Genomic DNA, 20608 nt, shown 5'->3' on the forward strand with positions numbered 1-20608 from the left:
AAACCAATTCATTCGAACCCTTTTGAGAATTTTTAGGCTATGGACAACTTGAATTACGGAATTATAGGAAATTGCAGAAGCGCGGCATTGATTTCCAAAGAAGGCTCCATAGACTGGTGCTGTTTGCCGCAGTTTGACTCTACTTCCATATTTGCCAAGTTGCTGGATGAGCAAAAGGGCGGTAGTTTTGAGGTGCACCCCAAAGGGGATTATACGGTGGAACAGGAGTATTATCGGAACACTGCCATCCTGATTACACGATTTACAGAGGGTGACAATGTTTTTGAGTTGCACGACTTTATGCCGCGCCACCACAAAATGAACGGCAAGTACAAGGCGCAACCGGAGATCATCCGTTATATCAAATATATCTCAGGTACTCCAAAATTCACGGTCAACTACAATCCCAAGCTGGAATATGGTCTCGGCGAGACGAAACATTATGTGAAAGAGGATTTTATAGCCAGCCTTACCCATAAATTAAAATACGACACCCTTTTCCTGTATACCTCCTTTGATAAGAACCGTGTTTTGGCTGGAGATGAAATTGCACTTGAGGAAGATGGTTACTTTTTGATTTGCTACAATGAAAAAATTATAATGCCCACTACCGATACCATGGGGCTGGAATTGGAACGCACTAAAGTGTATTGGCTGGATTGGGCAGCAAAAACTCCCGATTACCAAAAGTTCAAGGATAAAATTATCCGTAGTGCCATTACCCTAAAAATGTTGACCTATGACAAAACTGGAGCAGTTTTGGCAGCAGCGACCACTTCCTTGCCAGAGACGATTGGTGAAGTAAGAAACTGGGATTACCGCTTTTGTTGGATTAGGGATGCTTCGATGGTAATCAAAGTGGTTTCGGAGCTTGGACACAAAAATTCAGCGAAGCGTTATCTGCAGTTTATTATTGATTTGATGCCCGACAAGGACGAAAAACTTCAGATCATGTACGGCATCAACAAGGAAAAAACATTGACAGAAAGGACTTTGAGCCATTTTGATGGGTACAAGGGTTCCAAACCCGTCCGAGTGGGCAATGCGGCCTATAAACAACGTCAAAATGATATTTATGGCATTTTGATGGATGTGATTTATGAGCAGTTGAAAAATTTCAGCAACGATATCGAAAATGTCGAGGAACTGTGGAGCATTACCAAAGGTATTGTTTGGATTGTGGGCAAACACTGGGAGGAGCCGGACAAAGGCATTTGGGAGTTCCGAGGTGAGGACAAGCACTTCACTTTTTCCAAGGTATTGTGCTGGGTAGCGTTGGACAGGGCCATAAAAGTGGCCAATATGTTCGGGAAAACGCGCAAATTGGAGCGATGGATAGCCCTTGAACAGAAAATAAAGAAGGATATTCACGAAAATGCCTGGAACAGCGACATTAATGCCTTTGTGCAAAGCTATGGTTCCCGTCACTTGGATGCCTCGGTGCTTTTAATGGAACCCTACGGGTTTATTCATGCCAAGGACCCTAAATACGTAAACACGGTTAAGGCGATTGAAGAAGGCTTAAGCAACGACGGTTTATTGTACCGATACAAGAACGAGGATGACTTCGGATTGCCTTCGTCCTCCTTTACTATCTGCACGTTTTGGTTCATCAATGCCCTGTTCAAGATTGGGGAAGAGGAAAAAGCTTTGGAGCGCTTTGAGCGTTTATTGGGTTATAGCAACCATTTAGGACTCTTTAGTGAGGATATTGATTTTAAAACCAAGCGATTGTTGGGCAATTTCCCGCAAGCATATTCACACTTGGCGTTGATTGAATGTGCGATCAACTTTTCCACCAAACAGAAGGATGAAAGAATATTGGAATCCATAGGGTAGGTTAGAGGAGTATTTGAACCATATTAAGAGATACCTGAACAATGGATTTAAAAAAAAGCTGCCTTCTCAGACAGCTTTTTGTATTGCTCAAAAGTTGACTTATTTGCTTTCCAAGAAATCTTCAAAAGTCATTAAGGTTACAGCCTGCTTTTTAAGGTATTTGTCCTTTAACTTGGCAAAATCCGATTTAGCGGTATTGAATCGTTCTGCTATCACTTCGAGGTTTTGAAGCTCCGCAGCGGAAGGCTTGTCGTAGCTTGAAGCGATTTTGCTGTAGAGGTCGGCCATGCGCTCGCGCAATTGTGGTTCAGCCGCCCCAACATAATTATCGCCTGTGGTAATGACCAAGGTTTCTTTGAGACTATTTAATTTCTCTGCTGTTTTTTTGTCACCAGCGGTATTCGCATTTTCCATGATTTCGTCCAATTCATATACCAAATAGGCAAGCTCTTGGGTCATATCATATAGCTTCATGGTCGTTGCTTCCTTCAGTTCACGGTCTTTTTCCGTTAAAGGTGAATTCTTGTCGTATACCAGATTAAAGGTATGCTCAAATGTTTCCTTCCCTTTCGTAATGACCGCTTTGTAGGTGCCCGCGGGTACCTGAGGTGCTGTGAAACCACCAAAACTGAATGTTTTTCCTTTGGCGACTTTAGGTACTTTTCGGGTGTAGTTCCAGTTGACCACGTTGATGCCTTTTGATTTACCTGGACCTAATTCGGCAATCTGGTTACCCTCCATGTCTTCAATCACCATGGTCATCTTGCCAAAGGTATGCCTCTTGTTCAGATAGTATTTAATTTGGACATCCTTGGTTTTGTTGCTCCCAACAAATTGGGTTTCAGTTCCAAAATTTCCACTGAAAGAACTGGTTTCGCTGATTTCGGTATCAGGTGTCTCAAAAAAATGCAGGGTCTTTCCCAACACTTCGTTATTGATACTGCGAAGCGGCGATATGTCATCCAGAATGATTACCCCTCTGCCGTGTGTGCCCATGACCAAATCGTTGGTCCTTTTATGCAGTTCGATAAAGTGAACGGCCACTGCGGGCATGTTGTTGGTGAACTTTTTCCAGTTTTTTCCGCCGTCCATGGTAATGTACAGTCCAAATTCAGTTCCCAGAAACAATAAGTCTGGGTTTTCATAATCTTCTTGGATGTTTCTGGCGAAACCAACCACATCATCAGAGATTATGTTGGTCCATGTCTTGCCAAAGTCCGTAGTCTTAAAGGCATAGGGAGTCATATCGTTCATGGTATGACCATCAAAAACGGCGTAGGCTGTGCCTTTGTCAAAAACACTGGCTTCAATATGATAGCACCACGTATTTTTAGGCAAACCGGGAATATTGGCCACGGTATTTGTCCATGTTTTGCCACCATCTTGTGTCACTTGAACATTACCATCATCAGTGCCTACCCAAATTACGTTTTCATCCAACGTGGATTCGGCAATGGTAAAAATAGTGGTATGGTTTTCGGCTCCTGAATTATCCATGGAAAGTCCACCGGAATCCTCTTGGTTTTGTTTGGCAGGATCGTTTGTGGTCAGGTCGGGTGAGATGATTTCCCAAGTATCTCCCATATCCTCCGATTTATGGAGGTATTGGCTGCCCATGTAAAAACGGTCTGGTTGATGCGCACTGATGGCCATCGGTGCATTCCAGTTCCATCGTAGTTTTTGGTCCTCACTAACAGGAAGCGGCTGAATGGTCTTGGTAAGCTCTCGTTCCGTGTCAATTCGCCAAACGCTTTCTGCTCCCTGCATTTCTGAATAAATGATAGGTTTGGTGGGATGCTTCAACACCCGAAAACCATCACCTGCACCTATGGAATTCCAATCACGTGCCTCAACACCATTGGGCGAGGAGGATGGTCCCCACCAGGAACCATTATCCTGTAATCCGCCATATACATTGTAAGGTTCGGCATCGTCCACACTAACTTGATAAAACTGGGAAAGTGGAAGATTTTCCACAATTTCCATGGTCGTACCGCCATCCCAGGTACGATAAACACCTCCATCGGTTCCTACGTACATGATATCGGAATCTTTAATATTGAAGACAATATCGTGTATATCGGAATGCATATTACCGAGGTTTTTGAATGTTTTTCCACCATCTCTTGAGATGGAACCGCTTAGCCCACCTTTTACAACAACGTCTTCATTCTTAGGGTCTACCACAATTCGTGAGAAATAGAAAGGCCTTACTGTGATTCCAAAATCATTGTTCAACTGCTCCCAAGACGCACCGGCATCGTTACTACGGTATAGGCCTTTGCGCTCGTCCTTTTCTGCTTCGATAACGGTGTAGAGGACATTGGGGTTTGAGGGTGCCACTGCAATGGCCAATCGTCCCAATTTTCCCTCTGGGAACCCATTGTGTATTTTGTTCCAAGTTTTTCCTCCATCTGTGGACTTGTACAACGCGCTTTTGTCGCCTCCGGACTCAAACGACCAGCCTGTTCTGCGAAATTCCCACATTGAGGCGTACAGCACATTCGGGTTGGTAGGGTCCATTGCCAAATCGGCACAACCTGTTTTTGGGTCAACATACAAAAGCTGCCCCCAAGTGGCACCACCATCTGAGGACTTATACACGCCTCGTTCCTCGCTATCGCCCCAAAGAGCTCCCAACACCCCCACATAAATTTCTTGGGAGTTGTTTGGGTTAACAATGATATTGGCGATTCGTTCCGATTTCTCAAATCCTATTTTGTTCCAGTTGGCGCCCCCATCCGTGGTTTTGTAAAGTCCATCCCCAATGGATACACTATTTCTGGTCCAGGTTTCCCCGGTTCCAACATAAATCGTATTGTCTGGATCGTTGGGATCCAACGCTACTGCTCCTATGGATTGGCAGTAATCATCAAAAATGGGATTGAAGGTAGTACCCCCATCACTGGATTTCCATACACCGCCACCAGCAGTACCGGCATATACAATGCGACTATTGGTTGGGTGCGTTTCCATGTCATTGATCCGTCCGCTCATCAGTGCAGGTCCAATATGCCTTGCTGTCAAATCACCGAAAAGAGCCTTGCCGTCAATTTCTTCCAAGGTTTGGGAGTATCCGGCAGAAATAAAGAAGACCGAAAGAACGGTCCAAACGTAACGTAGTTTTTTCATTCCATATCAGTTTAAAAAAGGCCCTACATTCATAGGGCCCCTGGTATCAAATTTTATTGTTTTTCGGTTTCTCCTACTTCATCCGGAAAAGCAAATTCTGTATCTGCAATGGCAGGATTGAGCTCAATGGCATCAATGGTGATAGGCTGTGCCTGACCATCCTTTACCCCTTGTGTCATTGAAAAGGGAAAGTAAAGGCCGCTTACTTCTTGATAATCGCTCATGGTCACCTCACTTACTTGACCTTTGGCAGGTCCTGATTTTATTTCGGACTGCATTGCGATGGGAACAAAATTGTCCTTGTCAAAAAAGTAGTACGAAACATCATCTTGTTGATTGCCATCAACGGTAATGGGTTCTTTTACTAGTTTTATTTTAAAGGTTTCCGTTCCATCAATGGTTTCCGTTCCAAGAAGTTCAACGGTATAGCCTTTGTCCTTATAATCAACAAATGAATCAGGGAAATCATTGGTGTTCAATTTAAAATTGGATGTTTGTTCAGCATCCGATTTTTCCGCTTTCATGGTCATAAAATTATGGCTCCAAAGTGTTTCTCCATCGAACACCCCTTGTTTGATTTCCTTACCTTGGAAGGTAATTTTCGTCATTTGGCGACCATCTTTTAAATTGTAAATTTCCAAAGGTATTTCCATACCGCCCTGATTTACCTTGGCAGACATTTTAATGCCCTCTAGACTTTTCCAGTTGTCGAGCCCACCCGTATTTTCAAAATAATTTGCGATGATTTCATCAGCTGTTTGCGCCTGAAGCGGTATTGCCAGGGCAACTGCTATTAGTGTAATGGTTAATTTTAACGCTTTCATTTTTAAGTTTTTATGTTGTAAAGATTAGTACTAAAAATAGTGAAATTGTTACATCATTTTTGAAAAGATTATAGAAAAAAATGAGATTTGATTACTTTTCTAAAATATGGGTTACGCTAATCGAAGCTGTTAGGTCTAGAATTGGAAATAGTAGATAGCTACTTTGTTTGTTTGTGTAAGGCCAAACAATAAAAAAAACGCCCCGAATGGGGCGTTCTCAAATCTTAAAGGGTGTGTTGTTCCCTACAGTTATTTGAATTAGTCAAAGGTATACCCATTGTCTGCGGCAACTTTATCGGCAATTTGCGTTCTAAGTTTCACCACATTGGGTTGATTAGTGTACTTGGTAAAGCGCTTAAGTCCCATCAACATCATACGCTGTTCATCACCCTCAGCGAAGGAAACAATGGCCTCCTTGGCTTTTTGCTGGATAATGTCGACCGCTCTGTACAAATACAGTTTGGACATGGCAATCTGGGTAGCTTGAGCTTCTGCGCCGAAGCGTTTTGCATTTTTCTCGGTACGAAGTATGGCTGATTCTGCCATATAGATTTGAATCAAGATATCCGAAGCGGCCATCAACAACATCTGATGCTTTTCCAAATCGGGTCCAAATTTTTGAACTGCACTACCGGCGACCATTAAAAACACTTTTTTCAATCGCGCAATCAGGTCTTTTTCTTCTGATAACAATTCCGAAAAATCTGGGGTGTCGAAGGATGGAATTCCCATGAGTTCTTCTCCAACTTTTGTAGCTGGCCCCAAAAGGTCCACATGGCCCTTCATGGCTTTTTTGACCAACATGCCCACGGAAAGCATTCGGTTGATTTCGTTGGTTCCTTCATAAATTCTGGAAATTCGGGCGTCCCTCCAAGCGGATTCCATTGGGGTATCTGCGCTAAAGCCCATTCCTCCGAATACTTGGATGCCTTCATCTGTAGTGTGCTGAACGTGTTCGGAAACCGCTACCTTCAAAATGGAACATTCGATGGCATATTCCTCCACACCTTTCAGTTCCGCTTCTTGGTGGGAGTTGCCACTGGCCTCGCGAATGGCAATTCTATCCTCGATATTCTTTGCGGCACGGTAACATGCGGCTTCATCCACATAGGCATTGGTGGCCATATCGGCTATTTTAGCTTTGATAGCTCCAAAATTGATGATCGGAGTTTTAAACTGTACGCGCTCGTTAGCATATTTGGTGGCCTCGTTGATCACACGACGCTGGGCTTCCAAACAGGCGGCGGCCAATTTGATACGACCCACATTTAAGGCGTTCATGGCGATTTTAAATCCATTGCCTCTCTCGGAAAGCATGTTTTCCACGGGTACTTTCGTCTCGTTGAAGAACACTTGTCGGGTAGAGGAGGAGTGGATGCCTAATTTCTTTTCTTCATCCCCCAAACTGATTCCATTTGCTGGGTCGTTTTCAACAATAAAACCGGTGATGTTTTTATCATCTTCAATACGCGCAAACACAATGAACAGATTGCAGAATCCTGCGTTGGAAATCCACATTTTCTGTCCTGTGATGCTGTAATATTTCCCGTCTTCGGAAAGAACGGCCTTGGTTTTCCCCGAATTGGCATCGGAACCTGCGCCGGGCTCTGTCAAACAATAGGCGCCAAACCATTCGCCAGTAGCCAATTTGGGCACATATTTTTGCTTTTGTTCCTCTGTTCCGTATAGCGTAATCGGCATAGTCCCGATTCCTGTATGTGCTCCAAAGGCTGTACTAAATGATCCTGTGGCCCCAGAAATGTAGTCACAGACCAACATAGTGGACACAAAGCCCATTCCCATACCACCATACGATTCTGGTACGGCCACGCTCAACAGACCGAGTTCGCCTGCTTTTCTCATGCATTCTTCGGTGTAGGCGTAGTCTTTTTTCTCGAAACGCTCCCAATGTGCCCAAAGCTCCCGGTCTACAAATTCCTTGGTGCTTTCGCGCATCATCTTTTGCTCCTCGTTGAGGTCCTCAAGAGTAAATACGTCTTCACAGTTGGTCTCCTTGACCAAAAATTGACCTCCTCTCAGTATGTCTTTTTCAATTGTTTCGCTCATGATATTTTGTGTTTAGTCATTTTTAATTCAAGAATTCGAATATACCAGCCGCTCCTTGACCAGTACCCACGCACATGGTCACCATACCATATTTGCCTTTCATCTCACGTTTTCGCATTTCATCAAAAAGTTGGACGGATAATTTGGCTCCGGTACAACCAAGTGGGTGTCCGAGTGCTATGGCTCCACCATTCACATTTACGATGTCTTGGTTGAGACCCAATTCACGAATCACTGCCAAGGATTGTGAAGCGAAGGCTTCGTTCAACTCAATCAGGTCTATTTGGTCCTGTTTTAATCCAGCCTGTTTCAACGCCTTTGGAATTGCCTTTACCGGGCCAATTCCCATAATTCTTGGTTCCACGCCTGCAGCGGCATAATTCACCAATCGGGCAACAGGTTCTAGATTCAACTCTTTTACCATTTCTTCGCTCATCACCATTACAAAGGCAGCGCCATCACTCATTTGGGATGAATTACCTGCCGTAACGCTTCCACCTTCGGCAAATACAGGTCTCAGCTTGTTCAAGGTTGGAATGTTAGTGCCTTTCCTTGGACCTTCGTCTTTGTTCACCGTGTAGGTCTTTGTCTCTTTCTTCCCGGCCTCGTTCACAAAAGTGTGTTCCACCTCTATGGGTACGATTTGATCTTGAAAACGGTTTTCTTCTTGTGCTTTCAGGGCTTTCATATGGGAATTGAAGGCAAATTCATCTTGGTCCTCACGGGAAACCTTGAATTGCTGGGCCACGGCCTCAGCTGTAAGCCCCATGCCCCAATAATAGTCTTCGTGACCTGCTTTTGCGGTGGCATAATCAGGTGTGGGTTTGTAACCTCCCATGGGTATGTAGCTCATACTTTCCGCACCTCCTGCAATGATGCAATCTGCCATCCCCGATTGGATTTTTGCCGTAGCAATTCCAATAGTTTCCAACCCTGATGCGCAATAGCGATTCACGGTCACCCCGGGGACATCCTCGATGTTCAACCCCATCAGGGAGATAAGTCGTCCCATGTTCAAACCTTGCTCGGCTTCGGGCATGGCATTTCCAACGATAACGTCATCAATACGCTTTTTGTCGAGCTGGGGCAACTCGTTCATCATGTACTCGATGGTCTCCGCGGCCAGTTCGTCAGGTCGCTTAAACCGGAACAGTCCCTTTGGCGCTTTGCCTACGGCTGTTCTATATCCTTTTACTATATATGCTGTTTTCATGCTATTTAGATGTTAGAAGTGAGAAATTAGATATGAGACTCACTTCGAAAATTTATTGATTAATGAGTAATTGATTTTTTGAACTTCAATCAAATTGTTCAAAATTGGAGTTACTTTATCCTTATGTACTAATTTGAGTCGGTGCGCTAACTCCAACTGAGTGAACATTTCGTTGCAAGAACCGCTAGAGATACCCAAAAAGTGTTTGAATTCCTTATTTGTGTTTCTTCCTGCTCCCTCAGCGATGTTGGAAGGCACGGATACGGCACTACGTCGAATTTGGCTTGTCAACCCAAACTTTTCTTCCTTAGGAAAACTTATAGACAGCAAATAAACTTCTTCTGCTATTGCCATCGCTTTTTGCCAAACAAGTAATTCTTGAAAATTATGCATATCTAATGTCTCTTATCTTAAATCTCATATCTAATTGCAACTAGTTGCGAAGCGGTTTTCCCGTTTTCAACATGTGCTGAATGCGTTCCAAGGTCTTTCTTTCGGTGCAAAGGGATAAAAAGGCTTCCCGTTCCAAATCCAAAAGATACTGTTCGCTTACCATAGTCGCTTCAGAAAGGTCGCCGCCAGCCATTACGTAGGCCAATTTATCGGCAATCTTTTTGTCGTGTTCCGAGATGTAGTGTCCCGCTTCCATGGAGTCAGTTCCTACCAAGAACATGCCCAAGGCCTGTTTTCCAAGGACCTTGACATCCTTGCGCTTCACAGGTTTGGTGTAGCCTGCATCAGCCATAATTTTCGCATAGGCTTTTGCTGTTGCTATCTGACGGTCTTTATTGACCACAACCACGTCTTTTCCTTTTTGAAGGATACCCAAATCGAAGGCTTCGTAGGCTGAGGTGGATACTTTGGCCATACCAATGGTCAAGAAATACTCTTGAAGCACATTGAGCTCTACATCATTTTTTCGGAAGGTATCCGAGGCACGCAAGGCCATTTCTTTGGAACCACCACCACCTGGAATCACTCCCACGCCAAATTCCACTAATCCAATATAGGTTTCGGCCGCGGCCACCACCTTATCGGCATGCAGGGAAAGTTCACAACCACCTCCCAAGCACATACCGTGGGGAGCAGCTACCGTAGGAATGGAACTGTAGCGCATGCGCATCATCGTATCTTGGAACATTTTGATGGCCATGTTGAGCTCATCGTATTCTTGTTCCACAGCCATCATGAAAATCATTCCGATATTGGCGCCTACGGAGAAATTGGCTGCTTGGTTCCCGATGACCAATCCTTCAAAATCCTTTTCGGCAATGTCTACGGCCTTGTTCAAACCAGCGAGCACGTCGCCACCGATGGTGTTCATTTTGGACTGGAATTCACAGTTTAGGATACCATCGCCCAAATCTTCGATAACCACACCACTGTTTTTAAAGACCTCCTTGGTTTTTCGGATATTATCCAAAATAATGAAGGCATCCTGCCCTGGAACTTTCTCCATGGTTTTTTTAGGAATGTCGTAGAAGTAGGTGTTGCCTTCTTTTACGGTGTAGAAGGAATCCATTCCCGCTGCTTTCATCTCCGCTACCCAAGGGGCAGCTTCCAAACCTTCTGCCTTAATGAGTTCCAAACCTTTGTCGAGTCCTACGGCATCCCAAATTTGGAATGGCCCGTGTTCCCAACCAAAGCCGGCTTTCATGGCGTCGTCTATTTTGTATAATTCATCTGTAATTTCTGGAATACGGTGGGTAACGTAGGCGAATAGGGCTCCAAAGCTCTTGCGATAGAATTCTCCGGCCTTGTCCTTACCATCCACCAGTACAGGAAAGCGGTCAATGACTTTATCAATGGTCTTGGTGAGCTCCAAAGTGGCAAATTTCGCACTCTTTTTGGAACGGTAGTCCATGGTATCCAAATCCAGCGTCAGAATTTCACTCTTGCCATCATCTCCTTTTACCTTTTTATAGAACCCTTGTCCAGATTTGCTGCCCAACCATTTGTTGTCCATCATGGTTTGGATAAAATCTGGAAGCTGGAACAGTTCGTGACGTTCATCGTCCTTGCAGTTTTCACTGATACCATTTGCCACGTGCACAAGAGTGTCGAGCCCAACCACATCCACCGTACGGAAGGTTGCGGATTTGGGTCTTCCGATGACAGGACCTGTCAATTTATCAACTTCCTCCACCGTCATGCCCATTTCCTTAACGGCATGGAACAGACTTTGGATACTAAATATTCCGATTCTGTTACCGATAAATGCTGGGGTGTCTTTGGCGACCACTGAGGTTTTGCCCAAGAATTGTTCCCCATACCCATTTAAGAACTCCAATACATCTTCGGATGTCTTTGGTCCTGGGATGATTTCAAAAAGTTTTAGATAACGTGCGGGATTGAAAAAGTGGGTGCCGCAGAAGTGCTTCTGGAAATCCTCGCTTCTTCCTTCGCTCATGAATCGGATTGGGATTCCCGAAGTGTTCGAAGTGATCAAGGTACCTAGGGTACGGTGCTTATCTAAGGTTTCGAATACTTGTTTTTTAATATCCAACCGCTCCACGACCACTTCAATGATCCAATCCACATCGGCAACTTTGGAAATATCGTCTTCCAAATTTCCAGTGCTGATGCGGTCTGCAAATTTTTTATGGTAAATAGGGGAGGGTTTGGATTTGAGTGCAGAAGCCAATGAGTCGTTTACCAATCGATTTCGAACCACCTTGTCTTCCAAGGTAAGTCCTTTGGCCTTTTCTTGGCCGTTGAGTTCACGGGGAACAATGTCCAAGAGCAATACCTCGACCCCGATGTTCGCAAAATGGCAGGCAATGCCACTTCCCATAATTCCGGAACCGATTACGGCAACTTTGTTTATATGCCTTTTCATGTGCGCGTTTGAAATTTAATTAGTAGTTGTTTTTAGATAGATTTTCTTGTCTGAAATAAGTTTATTGATGGTTTCGATGACTTTAAAGAAACCCGATAGATCCTCTTGCGAGGTATGTTCTTTCACAACCTTGTTGAAACGTAACACCACTTCTTTGGATTCCTCCCGCTTTTCCAGTCCCAATGGGGTTAGAAAAATAAGGACCCCACGTCCATCATTGGGGTTACGTTTTCGCAGTATGTATCCTTTCTCTTCAATATTTTTTAAGATCCTGGACAAACTAGTAGCTTCCATCCCCATTTTTGGGCCTAAAGTGGTACTTGGTGTGCCCCCTTTGGGGTCAATGCTCAACAGTGTAAAGCCTATGGCCATGGTAAGTTCGTAGTTTTTGGCCTCTTCATTGTACATTTTACTGACGGCTTGCCAAGTAGCCCTAAGCGCGTAATCAATGGTCAAATCTTTCATGGAACTAGTTTGGTGTTCTCAAATATATAAAAATTTATTATGCATGCATAATAAATTTAGGTTAAGTATAAATGATTTTTTCTCTGAATAGATGGATTGTCAGTCAGATAAAAATTTCGTAATTCTCTGATTGGTGTAATCGTTCTGGAAATGGTAAACGAATCGATGCTTCATCACTCGTTCAATTTTGTTCAACATCCCAACCTAAGTTGGTCAGTTGTGTCGTCCGAAGCATTTCATTCAAACTAAAAAACCAACGGATTTCCGTTGGTTTTTTTATTTCTAATTTTTAAAGATCCTTATTTTAGTGTCCGTAGATATCGTTGTAAAGTTCTAGATACATTTCCTTAACCGGTTTACGCTTGAGTTTCATGGTAGGGGTCAACTGTCCGTCTTCCACGGTCCAAACATCGGGGGTGAGCCTAAACTGCTTCACTTTTTCCCATTTGGCAAACTCTTGGTTGGCCCAATCCACTTCTTCTTGGAAACGAGCGATCACCTTTTCATTTTTCACAATATCGGCATTGGAACCCAGTTCCAAATTATGGCGCTTGGCCCATTCCCTGACAAAGTCAAAATTGGGTTGGATGAGGGCAGCAGGCATTTTTTCACCTTCCCCTACCACCATAATTTGCTCTATAAAACGGGATTGCTTAAATCGATTCTCTAACAACTGCGGAGCTACATATTTACCGCCAGAGGTTTTAAACATCTCTTTTTTACGGTCCGTGATGCGCAAGAAGCCCTCGGTGTCAATCTCACCGATATCACCGGTATGGAAGTATTCTCCGGTCATTACCTCGGCTGTTTTTTCAGGATCTTTGTAGTAGCCCATCATCACATTGGGGCCTTTGCATAGTATTTCACCATCTTCGGCGATTTTCACTTCTACGCCATCTATAACTTTACCTACGGAACCTATTTTCCACCCTTTGTTTCGCTGATCATTCACTGTAATTACGGGCGATGTCTCCGTGAGACCGTATCCTTCCATGACGGGCATGTCCGCAGCGGCAAAAACCCTCGCTAGACGTGCTTGTAGGGCAGCACTGCCCGATACCATTACGGAAAGGTTGCCTCCCAATCCTTCTTTCCATTTGCTGAAAATAAGTTTGCGTGCGAGTCCCAGTTTCTTCTCGTACCACCAACCATTGGCTCCATAAGGTTCAAACTTGAGCCCTGTCTCCACAGCCCAGAAAAATAATTTCTTTTTGATTCCGGTAAGTGCGGCTCCCTTGGCAATAATGGCGTCGTAGACCTTTTCCAAAAGTCGGGGTACCACCGTCATTACGTCCGGTTTTACTTCTTTTACGTTGTCACTGATCTTATCCAGACCCTCGGCAAAGTGAATCTCAATACCGCAATATTGGTATAAGTAAAGAATCATACGTTCAAAGATGTGGCAAACCGGCAAAAAGCTCAATGCAGTACCTCCAGTCTCAAAAGGCACCCTCACTTCGCTGGAAACAACGTTGGATACAATATTGTTATGGGAAAGCATTACGCCCTTGGGTCTTCCCGTAGTTCCCGAAGTGTAGATCAAGGTGGCCAAATCTTCTGGCTTAACAGCGTCCTTTAAGGTTTCTACTTCATCCTGATTAGAGGTATCGCTTCCTAATTCAAGGACTTCCTTCCAATTTTTGCAATGGTTGAGTTCGTCAAATGAAAAAACCTCCTTTAAACCCTTCACCTTGGATTGAATAGTCTTGACCTTTTCAAAAACCTCTTCGCAGGAAACAAAACACAACTTGGCCTCCGAATGATTCAAAATATATTCATAATCATCCTCAGAAATGGTGGGATAAATTGGTACGTTTTGGGCCCCGATTTGAAGAACACCAATATCAACAATATTCCATTCTGTTCGATTGGTCATGGAGATTATCGCAACCTTATCGTTGGGCTTGATGCCCATGCGAAGTAGAGCTCGACTTATTGCGTTGGCCTTGTCCACATATTCCTGGGTGGAGGTCGCTATCCATTTACCGTCACTTTTGGTGACCAATGATTTTGCTAGGGGATACTTCTCAAGTTGATAGTATGGGAAATCAAATAATCGGGTAACAGTTTGCATAGTAAGTTTGTGTAAAGTGTTTGCAAAATAGCAAATCAGACTTTAAGAATGAAACAGATTTAACAATTACCTAAGGTAAATTTTACCAATTTCCCAATTTACGGCCGAAAGTAGCCCGGTAGGTTCCTAATCTTCCAAGTTCTCCAACCAAACTCTCGCATTCACAAAAGCTTGAAGCCAAGGCGACACCTCATCTGCTCTATCCTTTGGATAGTGGGCCCAGTTCCAAGGGAAGGTAGACCTTTCAATATGGGGCATGGTCACCAAGTGCCTCCCTGATTTGTCGCAAAGCATGGCCGTGTTGTAATCACTTCCGTTTGGATTGGCCGGGTAGCCCTCGTAACCATATTTGGCCACAATATGATATTGATCCTCTGTGTGTGGTAAGCTAAACTTGCCCTCACCGTGACTTATCCAGACACCCAGTGTAGTACCCGCCAAATTGGACAGCATCACCGAATTGTTTTCTTGGATTTTGACAGAGGTGAAGTTGCTTTCGTGTTTATGCGAATCATTGTAGGTCATTCTACCATGGGTTCCGTGTTCCGGGTTGATGAGGTCCAGCTCCATGAACAATTGGCAACCATTGCAGATTCCTACCGATAGCGTATCAGGTCTCGCAAAGAAATCTTTAAGGGCTTTGTTGGCCTTTTCATTGTATTTGAAGGCACCTGCCCATCCTTTGGCGCTCCCCAATACATCGGAGTTGGAAAAACCGCCCACGGCACCGATAAATTGGATATCCTCCAAAGTTTCCCTCCCCGTGATAAGGTCGGTCATGTGCACATCCTTCACATCAAAGCCGGCCAAGTACATAGCGTTGGCCATTTCGCGCTCGGAATTGCTTCCTTTTTCCCTAAGGATGGCCGCTTTGGGCTTGTCGGCACCTCTCGACTGCGCTCGAGATGACAGCTTACCATCAAAATCTTTTGGAAAAACATATTGGAGCGGCTGTTCCTTATAATTGTCGTAGCGCTCTTTGGCCAAACCATTGGCGGTTTGTTTATTATCCAGAAGATAGGACGTTTTGAACCAGGTATCCCGCAAAGAGGCAATGTTCAGTCCTATTTCAACACCATTATTTTTGATGTTCAAGGTGTTTTGTGATGTTGGTGTACCGATTTTGGCAAATGCAATCCCTGCAGCTTTCAATTCATTTTCCACCGAAGCATCTTTGGCTTGGAACACCACACCACTGTTTTCTGAGAACAGAAGTTTGATGCTATCTGGTTCGCCCAAGCTGGACAAATCCAAATCAGCACCCAAGTCATTATCTGCAAAGCAGAGTTCCAATAGGGTTGTAATCAAACCACCTGAGGCCACATCGTGACCAGCCAAAATCTGATTGTTTTTGATGAGCTTCTGCAAGGTGTTGAATGCACTTTTAAAATAGTCGGCATCCAAAACAGAAGGTGCTTCATCACCAATAGCGTTCAAAATTTGCGCAAACGAAGAACCGCCTAATTTATGACCATCCTTGGATAGGTTAATGTAATAAATGTCACCGCCATTCTTTTGCAACACAGGCTCCACCACTTGGTTGATATTGTTGCAATGGGCCGCAGCTGAGATAATAACGGTGCCTGGGGACAATACTTCCCCATCCTTATATTTTTGTTTCATGGAAAGTGAATCCTTTCCTGTGGGCACATTGATGCCCAAATCGATGGCAAATTGCGACAAGGATTCCACCGCAGCATACAAACGGGCATCTTCGCCTTCGTTTCTACAGGGCCACATCCAGTTTGCGGATAACGATACGGATTTAAGCCCATCCTTTAAGGGTGCCCAAACAATATTGGTCAATGATTCCGCTACGCTGTTTCTACTTCCAGCCACCGGGTCGATCAATGCAGAAATAGGGGAGTGACCAATACTGGTGGCAATACCTTCCTTTCCTTTAAAATCGAGTGCCATTACGCCGCAGTTGTTCAATGGCAACTGCAATGGTCCCGCACACTGTTGCTTTGCAACACGCCCTCCTACACAGCGGTCAACCTTGTTGGTCAACCAATCCTTACTGGCCACAGCCTCCAGTTGCAACACCTGCTCCAAATACTCGTGGAAGTGCTCCAAGGAGTAGGCAAGAGCCGGATATTTCTGTTGGGACGTCTTGTCCGCCATAATGGTTTTGGGAGAGCTTCCGAACATATCGGAAAGTTCCAAATTCATAGGCGTTTCACCTGTGGTCCCCGAGGTGAATTTAAAGGTATGGTCGCCCGTGACCTCACCGACATTGTACATTGGGGAGCGTTCCCGAGCCGAAATTCGGTGCAAAAGGTCCAAGTCCTTTTCGCCGATGACCAAGCCCATACGCTCTTGGGATTCATTGCCGATGAGTTCCTTTTTGGAAAGGGTAGGGTCGCCGACAGGCAGTTTGTCGGTATCGATGGTACCTCCAGTTTCCTCTACCAATTCGGAGAGACAGTTCAAATGTCCGCCTGCACCATGATCGTGAATGGAAACAATGGGATTATCGTGACTTTCAAACAATCCACGGACAGCGTTTGAGGCTCTTTTTTGCATTTCAGGGTTGGAACGTTGCACCGCGTTCAATTCAATGGCGGAGCTGAATTCCCCTGTATCTGCGCTGGATACGGCGGCGCCACCCATCCCGATTCGGTAGTTGTCCCCACCTAGAACGACTATTCTGTCTCCTTTGCTTGGGGTGTCTTTCAAGGCTTGGTCCGTTTTTCCATAACCGATACCCCCCGCCATCATAATTACTTTGTCAAATCCCAGCTTTCGGGGTGTCATATCGAGCGCAGGCGAGATATCTTTCGACTCATCATGCTCAAATGTCAAAACTGAACCTGCAATCAATGGTTGACCGAACTTGTTACCAAAATCGGATGCACCGTTGGAGGCTTTGATCAAAATATCCATCGGAGTTTGATATAGCCAATCCCGCTCTTTCATTCCCTTTTCCCACGGCCTGCCCTGAGCGGAGTCGAACGGGTCTTCCAATCTGGAATAGGAGGTCATATAAACCGCAGTTCCTGCCAATGGCAATGACCCTTTTCCGCCTGCCAAACGGTCCCTGATTTCCCCTCCTGAACCTGTCGCAGCACCATTGAATGGCTCTACAGTGGTCGGGAAGTTGTGGGTTTCGGCTTTTAGGGATAAAACGGAATCAAATTCTTTTTCTTCGTAAAAGTCAGGTTTGTCCGCACTTTTTGGTGCAAACTGAATAGCTTTGGGTCCTTTGATAAAGGCCACGTTGTCTTTGTAGGCCGAAACAATATCGTTGGGGTTGGCTTCGGATGTTTTTTTGATCAATTTGAATAGTGAGGAAGGCTTTTCAACACCATCGATCACAAAAGTGCCATTGAAAATCTTGTGGCGGCAGTGCTCGGAATTCACCTGACTGAAGCCAAAGACCTCTGAATCCGTCAACTTGCGTCCTAATTTCTTCGCTAGTCCTTCCAGATAGGCCACCTCTTCCTCGCTGAGCGCCAATCCTTCTTTCTCGTTATAAGCCGCAATATCATCAATTTCCATAATCGGCTCAGGAACGATGTTAATGGTAAAAATATCCTGGCCCAAACTGGTGTACTTTTGGGAGAGCATCGGGTCAAAATCGGTGTAATCTGACGCAACAGCATGGAACTCCTCGATACGGATAATACCTGAAATACCCATGTTTTGAGTGATTTCGGTGGCGTTGGTACTCCATGGCGTTACCATGGCGGCACGTGGACCAACAAAAAAGGCGTCGAGTGACGCCGCTTCAATCTTAGGCTGGTTGCCAAACAACCATGTCAGTTTGTTAGTGTCTTCCTGAGTGATTTCCTGAGCGGTTTGGACGGCAAAAACCTTGGTCGCCTTGTCCCCAAAAAAATGGATCATACAATCTTTGCGTTGAACGGTTTAAGAAAGTGCAAAAATACGATTTTACGACGTAATTCGTGATACCGAAGGCGGGTTTTGTTAACGAACCACTGTTGATAGCGCATCCGTCAGATCAAAAGGGGTATCCGTCAATTCATCTACCCATAAAACCATTCATTTTCCTACGTTTGGTTTTGGTTAAACGAAATCGACATGGAACCTATCAAAAAAACAAAGTTTTCGGACAGGCTCATTGCGGGCATCATTGTATTGGTAGTAGGAGGTATTCTTTTGATACTTTTGGATGACGACCCCAATTGGGTTAATTTTTTCAGGCACTTGATCAAAAATATCCTTCGGAGTGTATTCTGATATGCCGTAAGAAGGTAAAGATTAAAGTTGTTTCACTATCTTAGAGGCATTACAGCTAACTCAAAACCAACCTTATGAAAACGACCAACATCCTATTGTGCGGGATACTTCTTTTCGCAGGCACAATGTCTGCAAGTGCACAAAAAAAATACTCAAAAAGTCAAATTAAAAAATTGAAGGCCGAAGTGGAAGCCCTTGTGGAAGCCAACCACAAGCAAACACAGGTCATGGTGGACAAAATCTTCAGTTTTGCGGAGCTCGGTTTCCAAGAAGAGGAAAGCTCCAAATATCTCACAGGTATCTTGGAAGAAAATGGCTTTGTCATTGAACGTTCCATTTCCAATATTCCCACGGCATGGTTTGCTACATGGAGTAATGGCGAAGGCCCTGTGATTGCTTTGGGAAGTGACGTAGACTGTATCCCAAAAGCCTCACAATACCCTGGGGTGGCCTATCATAAACCCATTGTGGAGGGAGCTCCCGGACATGGAGAGGGCCACAATGCCGGTATACCGTTGAATATTACCTCCGCCTTGGCCGTTAAGGAAGTGATGGAGCGGGAAGGTATAGGTGGAACCTTGGTGGTTTGGCCCGGTATCGCCGAGGAATTGGTCGCTGCCAAGGCTTGGTACGTTCGCGATGGTCTTTTTGATGATATCGATATGTGCATTTTTACCCACGTGAGCAGCAATTTGTCCGTTTCATGGGGACCTACCCGTGGTACGGGCCTAATCTCAGTGGAATATTTGTTTGAAGGCGAAGCAGCACATTCCGCAGGAGCTCCATGGCGAGGTCGTAGTGCTCTGGATGCGGCGGAGTTGATGAATATTGGATGGAACTACAAAAGGGAACATTTGCACCCATTGAAGCGTTCCCATTCCATTTTTACCGATGCAGGCGACCAACCCAATGTGGTACCCTCAAAAGCGGCAATTTGGTTCTATTTTAGGGACGTTACCTACGAGGGCATTATGGAAATGTATGCCGAGGCCAACGATATCGCCAAAGGCGCAGCCCTGATGACAGGTACAACCATGACCTCCCGCGTTTTGGGAACCGCTTGGCCAAGACACTTTAATAAGGTTATCGCAGAGACCATGTATGAGAATATTAAACAAGTAGGGCTCCCTAAATGGTCTGAAGCCGATCAAAAACTGGCCAAAGCCGTTCAAACCGAAATGAAGTCCAAAAAGATCGAGGGCTTGCCCACCGAATTATCTGAAATTGGGCTACCAGTCTTAGAGCCCGTGAGTGGAGGTTCCGACGATATTGGTGACATTTCTTGGAAAGTCCCCACGGTTACCATGCGTTTTCCTTCCAATATTCCTGGACTGCCAGGTCACCATTGGGCCAATGCCATTGCCATGGCAACCCCCATTGCGCACAAGGGGGTAACTGCTGGCGCCAAAGCTGAGGCCATGACCGTGATGGATTTTCTGTTGAAACCGGAATTGCTTACCCAAGCTTGGGACTATTTCAATAATGAACAGACCAAGGAAACCAAATACGAGCCCATGATCGCTGTGGATGATATGCCGCCTACCTATCTGAACAAAGATAAGCAGGACATGTTTAGGCCCGCTTTGGAGGAATTCTACTATGATGAAACCAAATACGATACATATTTGGAGCAGTTGGGCGTGGAATACCCTACGGTGAAACAATAATAGAATCATCTGTCACACCGAACGTAGTCGAGATGTTCAAAAGCGTTCTCGACTGCGCTCGAACTGACAAACTTGGTGTAAAGTGTTATGCTGAACTGGTTTCAGCATCTCATCCAAATTAAGTATTCTTCCCAACTGGTTTGGATTCCGCATCAGGTGCGGAAAGACAGCTTGGTGGTATGGGCTAATGTCATTCCTGCGGAAGCAGGAATCCATCTTTTGGTAGATACGAACGGCAAGAATTTTAACGAATGAAAAATAAACATTTCTACTACTTGCCAGTCC

13 protein-coding genes are annotated in these 20608 nt (G+C 44.8%); 4 read left to right on the plus strand and 9 right to left on the minus strand.

Going from position 1 to position 20608, the window contains the following annotated elements:
- The first annotated feature begins 39 nt into the window (after nucleotides 1-39).
- Nucleotides 40-1839: a glycoside hydrolase family 15 protein gene (locus tag EO130_RS11040; protein WP_127141566.1), complete on the plus strand. Its 1800-nt coding sequence runs from the start codon at nucleotides 40-42 to the stop codon at nucleotides 1837-1839.
- Nucleotides 1840-1938: 99 nt separating this feature from the next.
- On the opposite strand, the gene EO130_RS11045 is transcribed toward EO130_RS11040, so the two are convergent.
- The 9 genes from EO130_RS11045 to purL all read right to left on the minus strand — a co-directional run bounded on the left by EO130_RS11045 (nucleotide 1939) and on the right by purL (nucleotide 18302).
- Nucleotides 1939-4971, minus strand: coding sequence for a WD40/YVTN/BNR-like repeat-containing protein (locus EO130_RS11045; protein ID WP_127141567.1), 3033 nt, complete (start codon nucleotides 4969-4971; stop codon nucleotides 1939-1941).
- 53 nt (nucleotides 4972-5024) lie between these two features.
- The gene (locus EO130_RS11050; protein ID WP_127141568.1) at nucleotides 5025-5795 is read right to left on the minus strand and encodes an outer membrane lipoprotein-sorting protein; all 771 of its coding nucleotides are present in this window, start codon (nucleotides 5793-5795) and stop codon (nucleotides 5025-5027) included.
- 258 nt (nucleotides 5796-6053) lie between these two features.
- A complete protein-coding gene (locus EO130_RS11055; RefSeq protein ID WP_206513147.1) occupies nucleotides 6054-7862 on the minus strand; it encodes an acyl-CoA dehydrogenase family protein in 1809 nt (602 codons plus the stop codon).
- Between the two features lie 22 nt (nucleotides 7863-7884).
- Complete coding sequence (locus EO130_RS11060; RefSeq protein WP_127141570.1) at nucleotides 7885-9075, minus strand: acetyl-CoA C-acyltransferase; 1191 nt, start codon at nucleotides 9073-9075, stop codon at nucleotides 7885-7887.
- 39 nt (nucleotides 9076-9114) lie between these two features.
- Nucleotides 9115-9468 carry a four helix bundle protein gene (locus tag EO130_RS11065; protein WP_127141571.1) on the minus strand — a complete coding sequence of 118 codons (354 nt, stop codon included), beginning with the start codon at nucleotides 9466-9468 and terminating at the stop codon, nucleotides 9115-9117.
- A 40-nt stretch (nucleotides 9469-9508) separates the two neighbouring features.
- Nucleotides 9509-11914, minus strand: a complete 2406-nt coding sequence (locus EO130_RS11070; protein WP_127141572.1) for a 3-hydroxyacyl-CoA dehydrogenase/enoyl-CoA hydratase family protein — start codon at nucleotides 11912-11914, stop codon at nucleotides 9509-9511.
- A gap of 15 nt (nucleotides 11915-11929) precedes the next feature.
- Nucleotides 11930-12379: a MarR family winged helix-turn-helix transcriptional regulator gene (locus EO130_RS11075; RefSeq protein ID WP_127141573.1), complete on the minus strand. Its 450-nt coding sequence runs from the start codon at nucleotides 12377-12379 to the stop codon at nucleotides 11930-11932.
- Nucleotides 12380-12683: 304 nt separating this feature from the next.
- Entirely contained in the window at nucleotides 12684-14453 is a 1770-nt protein-coding gene (locus EO130_RS11080) for an AMP-dependent synthetase/ligase (RefSeq protein WP_127141574.1), read from the minus strand.
- Between the two features lie 126 nt (nucleotides 14454-14579).
- A complete protein-coding gene (gene purL, locus EO130_RS11085) occupies nucleotides 14580-18302 on the minus strand; it encodes a phosphoribosylformylglycinamidine synthase (RefSeq protein WP_127141575.1) in 3723 nt (1240 codons plus the stop codon).
- A gap of 195 nt (nucleotides 18303-18497) precedes the next feature.
- Here purL and EO130_RS15470 point away from each other — a divergent pair, with 195 nt between their 5' ends.
- The 3 genes from EO130_RS15470 to EO130_RS15475 all read left to right on the plus strand — a co-directional run bounded on the left by EO130_RS15470 (nucleotide 18498) and on the right by EO130_RS15475 (nucleotide 20578).
- Nucleotides 18498-18656 (plus strand): hypothetical protein, encoded by a 159-nt coding sequence (locus tag EO130_RS15470; protein WP_164732920.1) that lies wholly within the window; start codon nucleotides 18498-18500, stop codon nucleotides 18654-18656.
- A gap of 74 nt (nucleotides 18657-18730) precedes the next feature.
- Nucleotides 18731-20323 (plus strand): amidohydrolase, encoded by a 1593-nt coding sequence (locus tag EO130_RS11090; protein ID WP_127141576.1) that lies wholly within the window; start codon nucleotides 18731-18733, stop codon nucleotides 20321-20323.
- An 87-nt stretch (nucleotides 20324-20410) separates the two neighbouring features.
- A complete protein-coding gene (locus EO130_RS15475) occupies nucleotides 20411-20578 on the plus strand; it encodes a hypothetical protein (protein ID WP_164732921.1) in 168 nt (55 codons plus the stop codon).
- Nucleotides 20579-20608: the final 30 nt, after the last annotated feature.

Origin of the sequence: Flagellimonas marinaquae (genome assembly GCF_003992675.1) — a bacterium.
Taxonomy (GTDB): Bacteria; Bacteroidota; Bacteroidia; order Flavobacteriales; family Flavobacteriaceae; genus Flagellimonas; species Flagellimonas marinaquae.

Excerpts from the sequence above, each read along its gene's own strand:
- EO130_RS11040 (WP_127141566.1), top strand. The coding sequence starts at position 40 with ATGGACAACTTGAATTACGGAATTATAGGAAATTGCAGAAGCGCGGCA.
- EO130_RS11045 (WP_127141567.1), bottom strand. The coding sequence starts at position 4,971 with ATGAAAAAACTACGTTACGTTTGGACCGTTCTTTCGGTCTTCTTTATT.
- EO130_RS11050 (WP_127141568.1), bottom strand. The coding sequence starts at position 5,795 with ATGAAAGCGTTAAAATTAACCATTACACTAATAGCAGTTGCCCTGGCA.
- EO130_RS11055 (WP_206513147.1), bottom strand. The coding sequence starts at position 7,862 with ATGAGCGAAACAATTGAAAAAGACATACTGAGAGGAGGTCAATTTTTG.
- EO130_RS11060 (WP_127141570.1), bottom strand. The coding sequence starts at position 9,075 with ATGAAAACAGCATATATAGTAAAAGGATATAGAACAGCCGTAGGCAAA.
- EO130_RS11065 (WP_127141571.1), bottom strand. The coding sequence starts at position 9,468 with ATGCATAATTTTCAAGAATTACTTGTTTGGCAAAAAGCGATGGCAATA.
- EO130_RS11070 (WP_127141572.1), bottom strand. The coding sequence starts at position 11,914 with ATGAAAAGGCATATAAACAAAGTTGCCGTAATCGGTTCCGGAATTATG.
- EO130_RS11075 (WP_127141573.1), bottom strand. The coding sequence starts at position 12,379 with ATGAAAGATTTGACCATTGATTACGCGCTTAGGGCTACTTGGCAAGCC.
- EO130_RS11080 (WP_127141574.1), bottom strand. The coding sequence starts at position 14,453 with ATGCAAACTGTTACCCGATTATTTGATTTCCCATACTATCAACTTGAG.
- purL (WP_127141575.1), bottom strand. The coding sequence starts at position 18,302 with ATGATCCATTTTTTTGGGGACAAGGCGACCAAGGTTTTTGCCGTCCAA.
- EO130_RS15470 (WP_164732920.1), top strand. The coding sequence starts at position 18,498 with ATGGAACCTATCAAAAAAACAAAGTTTTCGGACAGGCTCATTGCGGGC.
- EO130_RS11090 (WP_127141576.1), top strand. The coding sequence starts at position 18,731 with ATGAAAACGACCAACATCCTATTGTGCGGGATACTTCTTTTCGCAGGC.
- EO130_RS15475 (WP_164732921.1), top strand. The coding sequence starts at position 20,411 with ATGCTGAACTGGTTTCAGCATCTCATCCAAATTAAGTATTCTTCCCAA.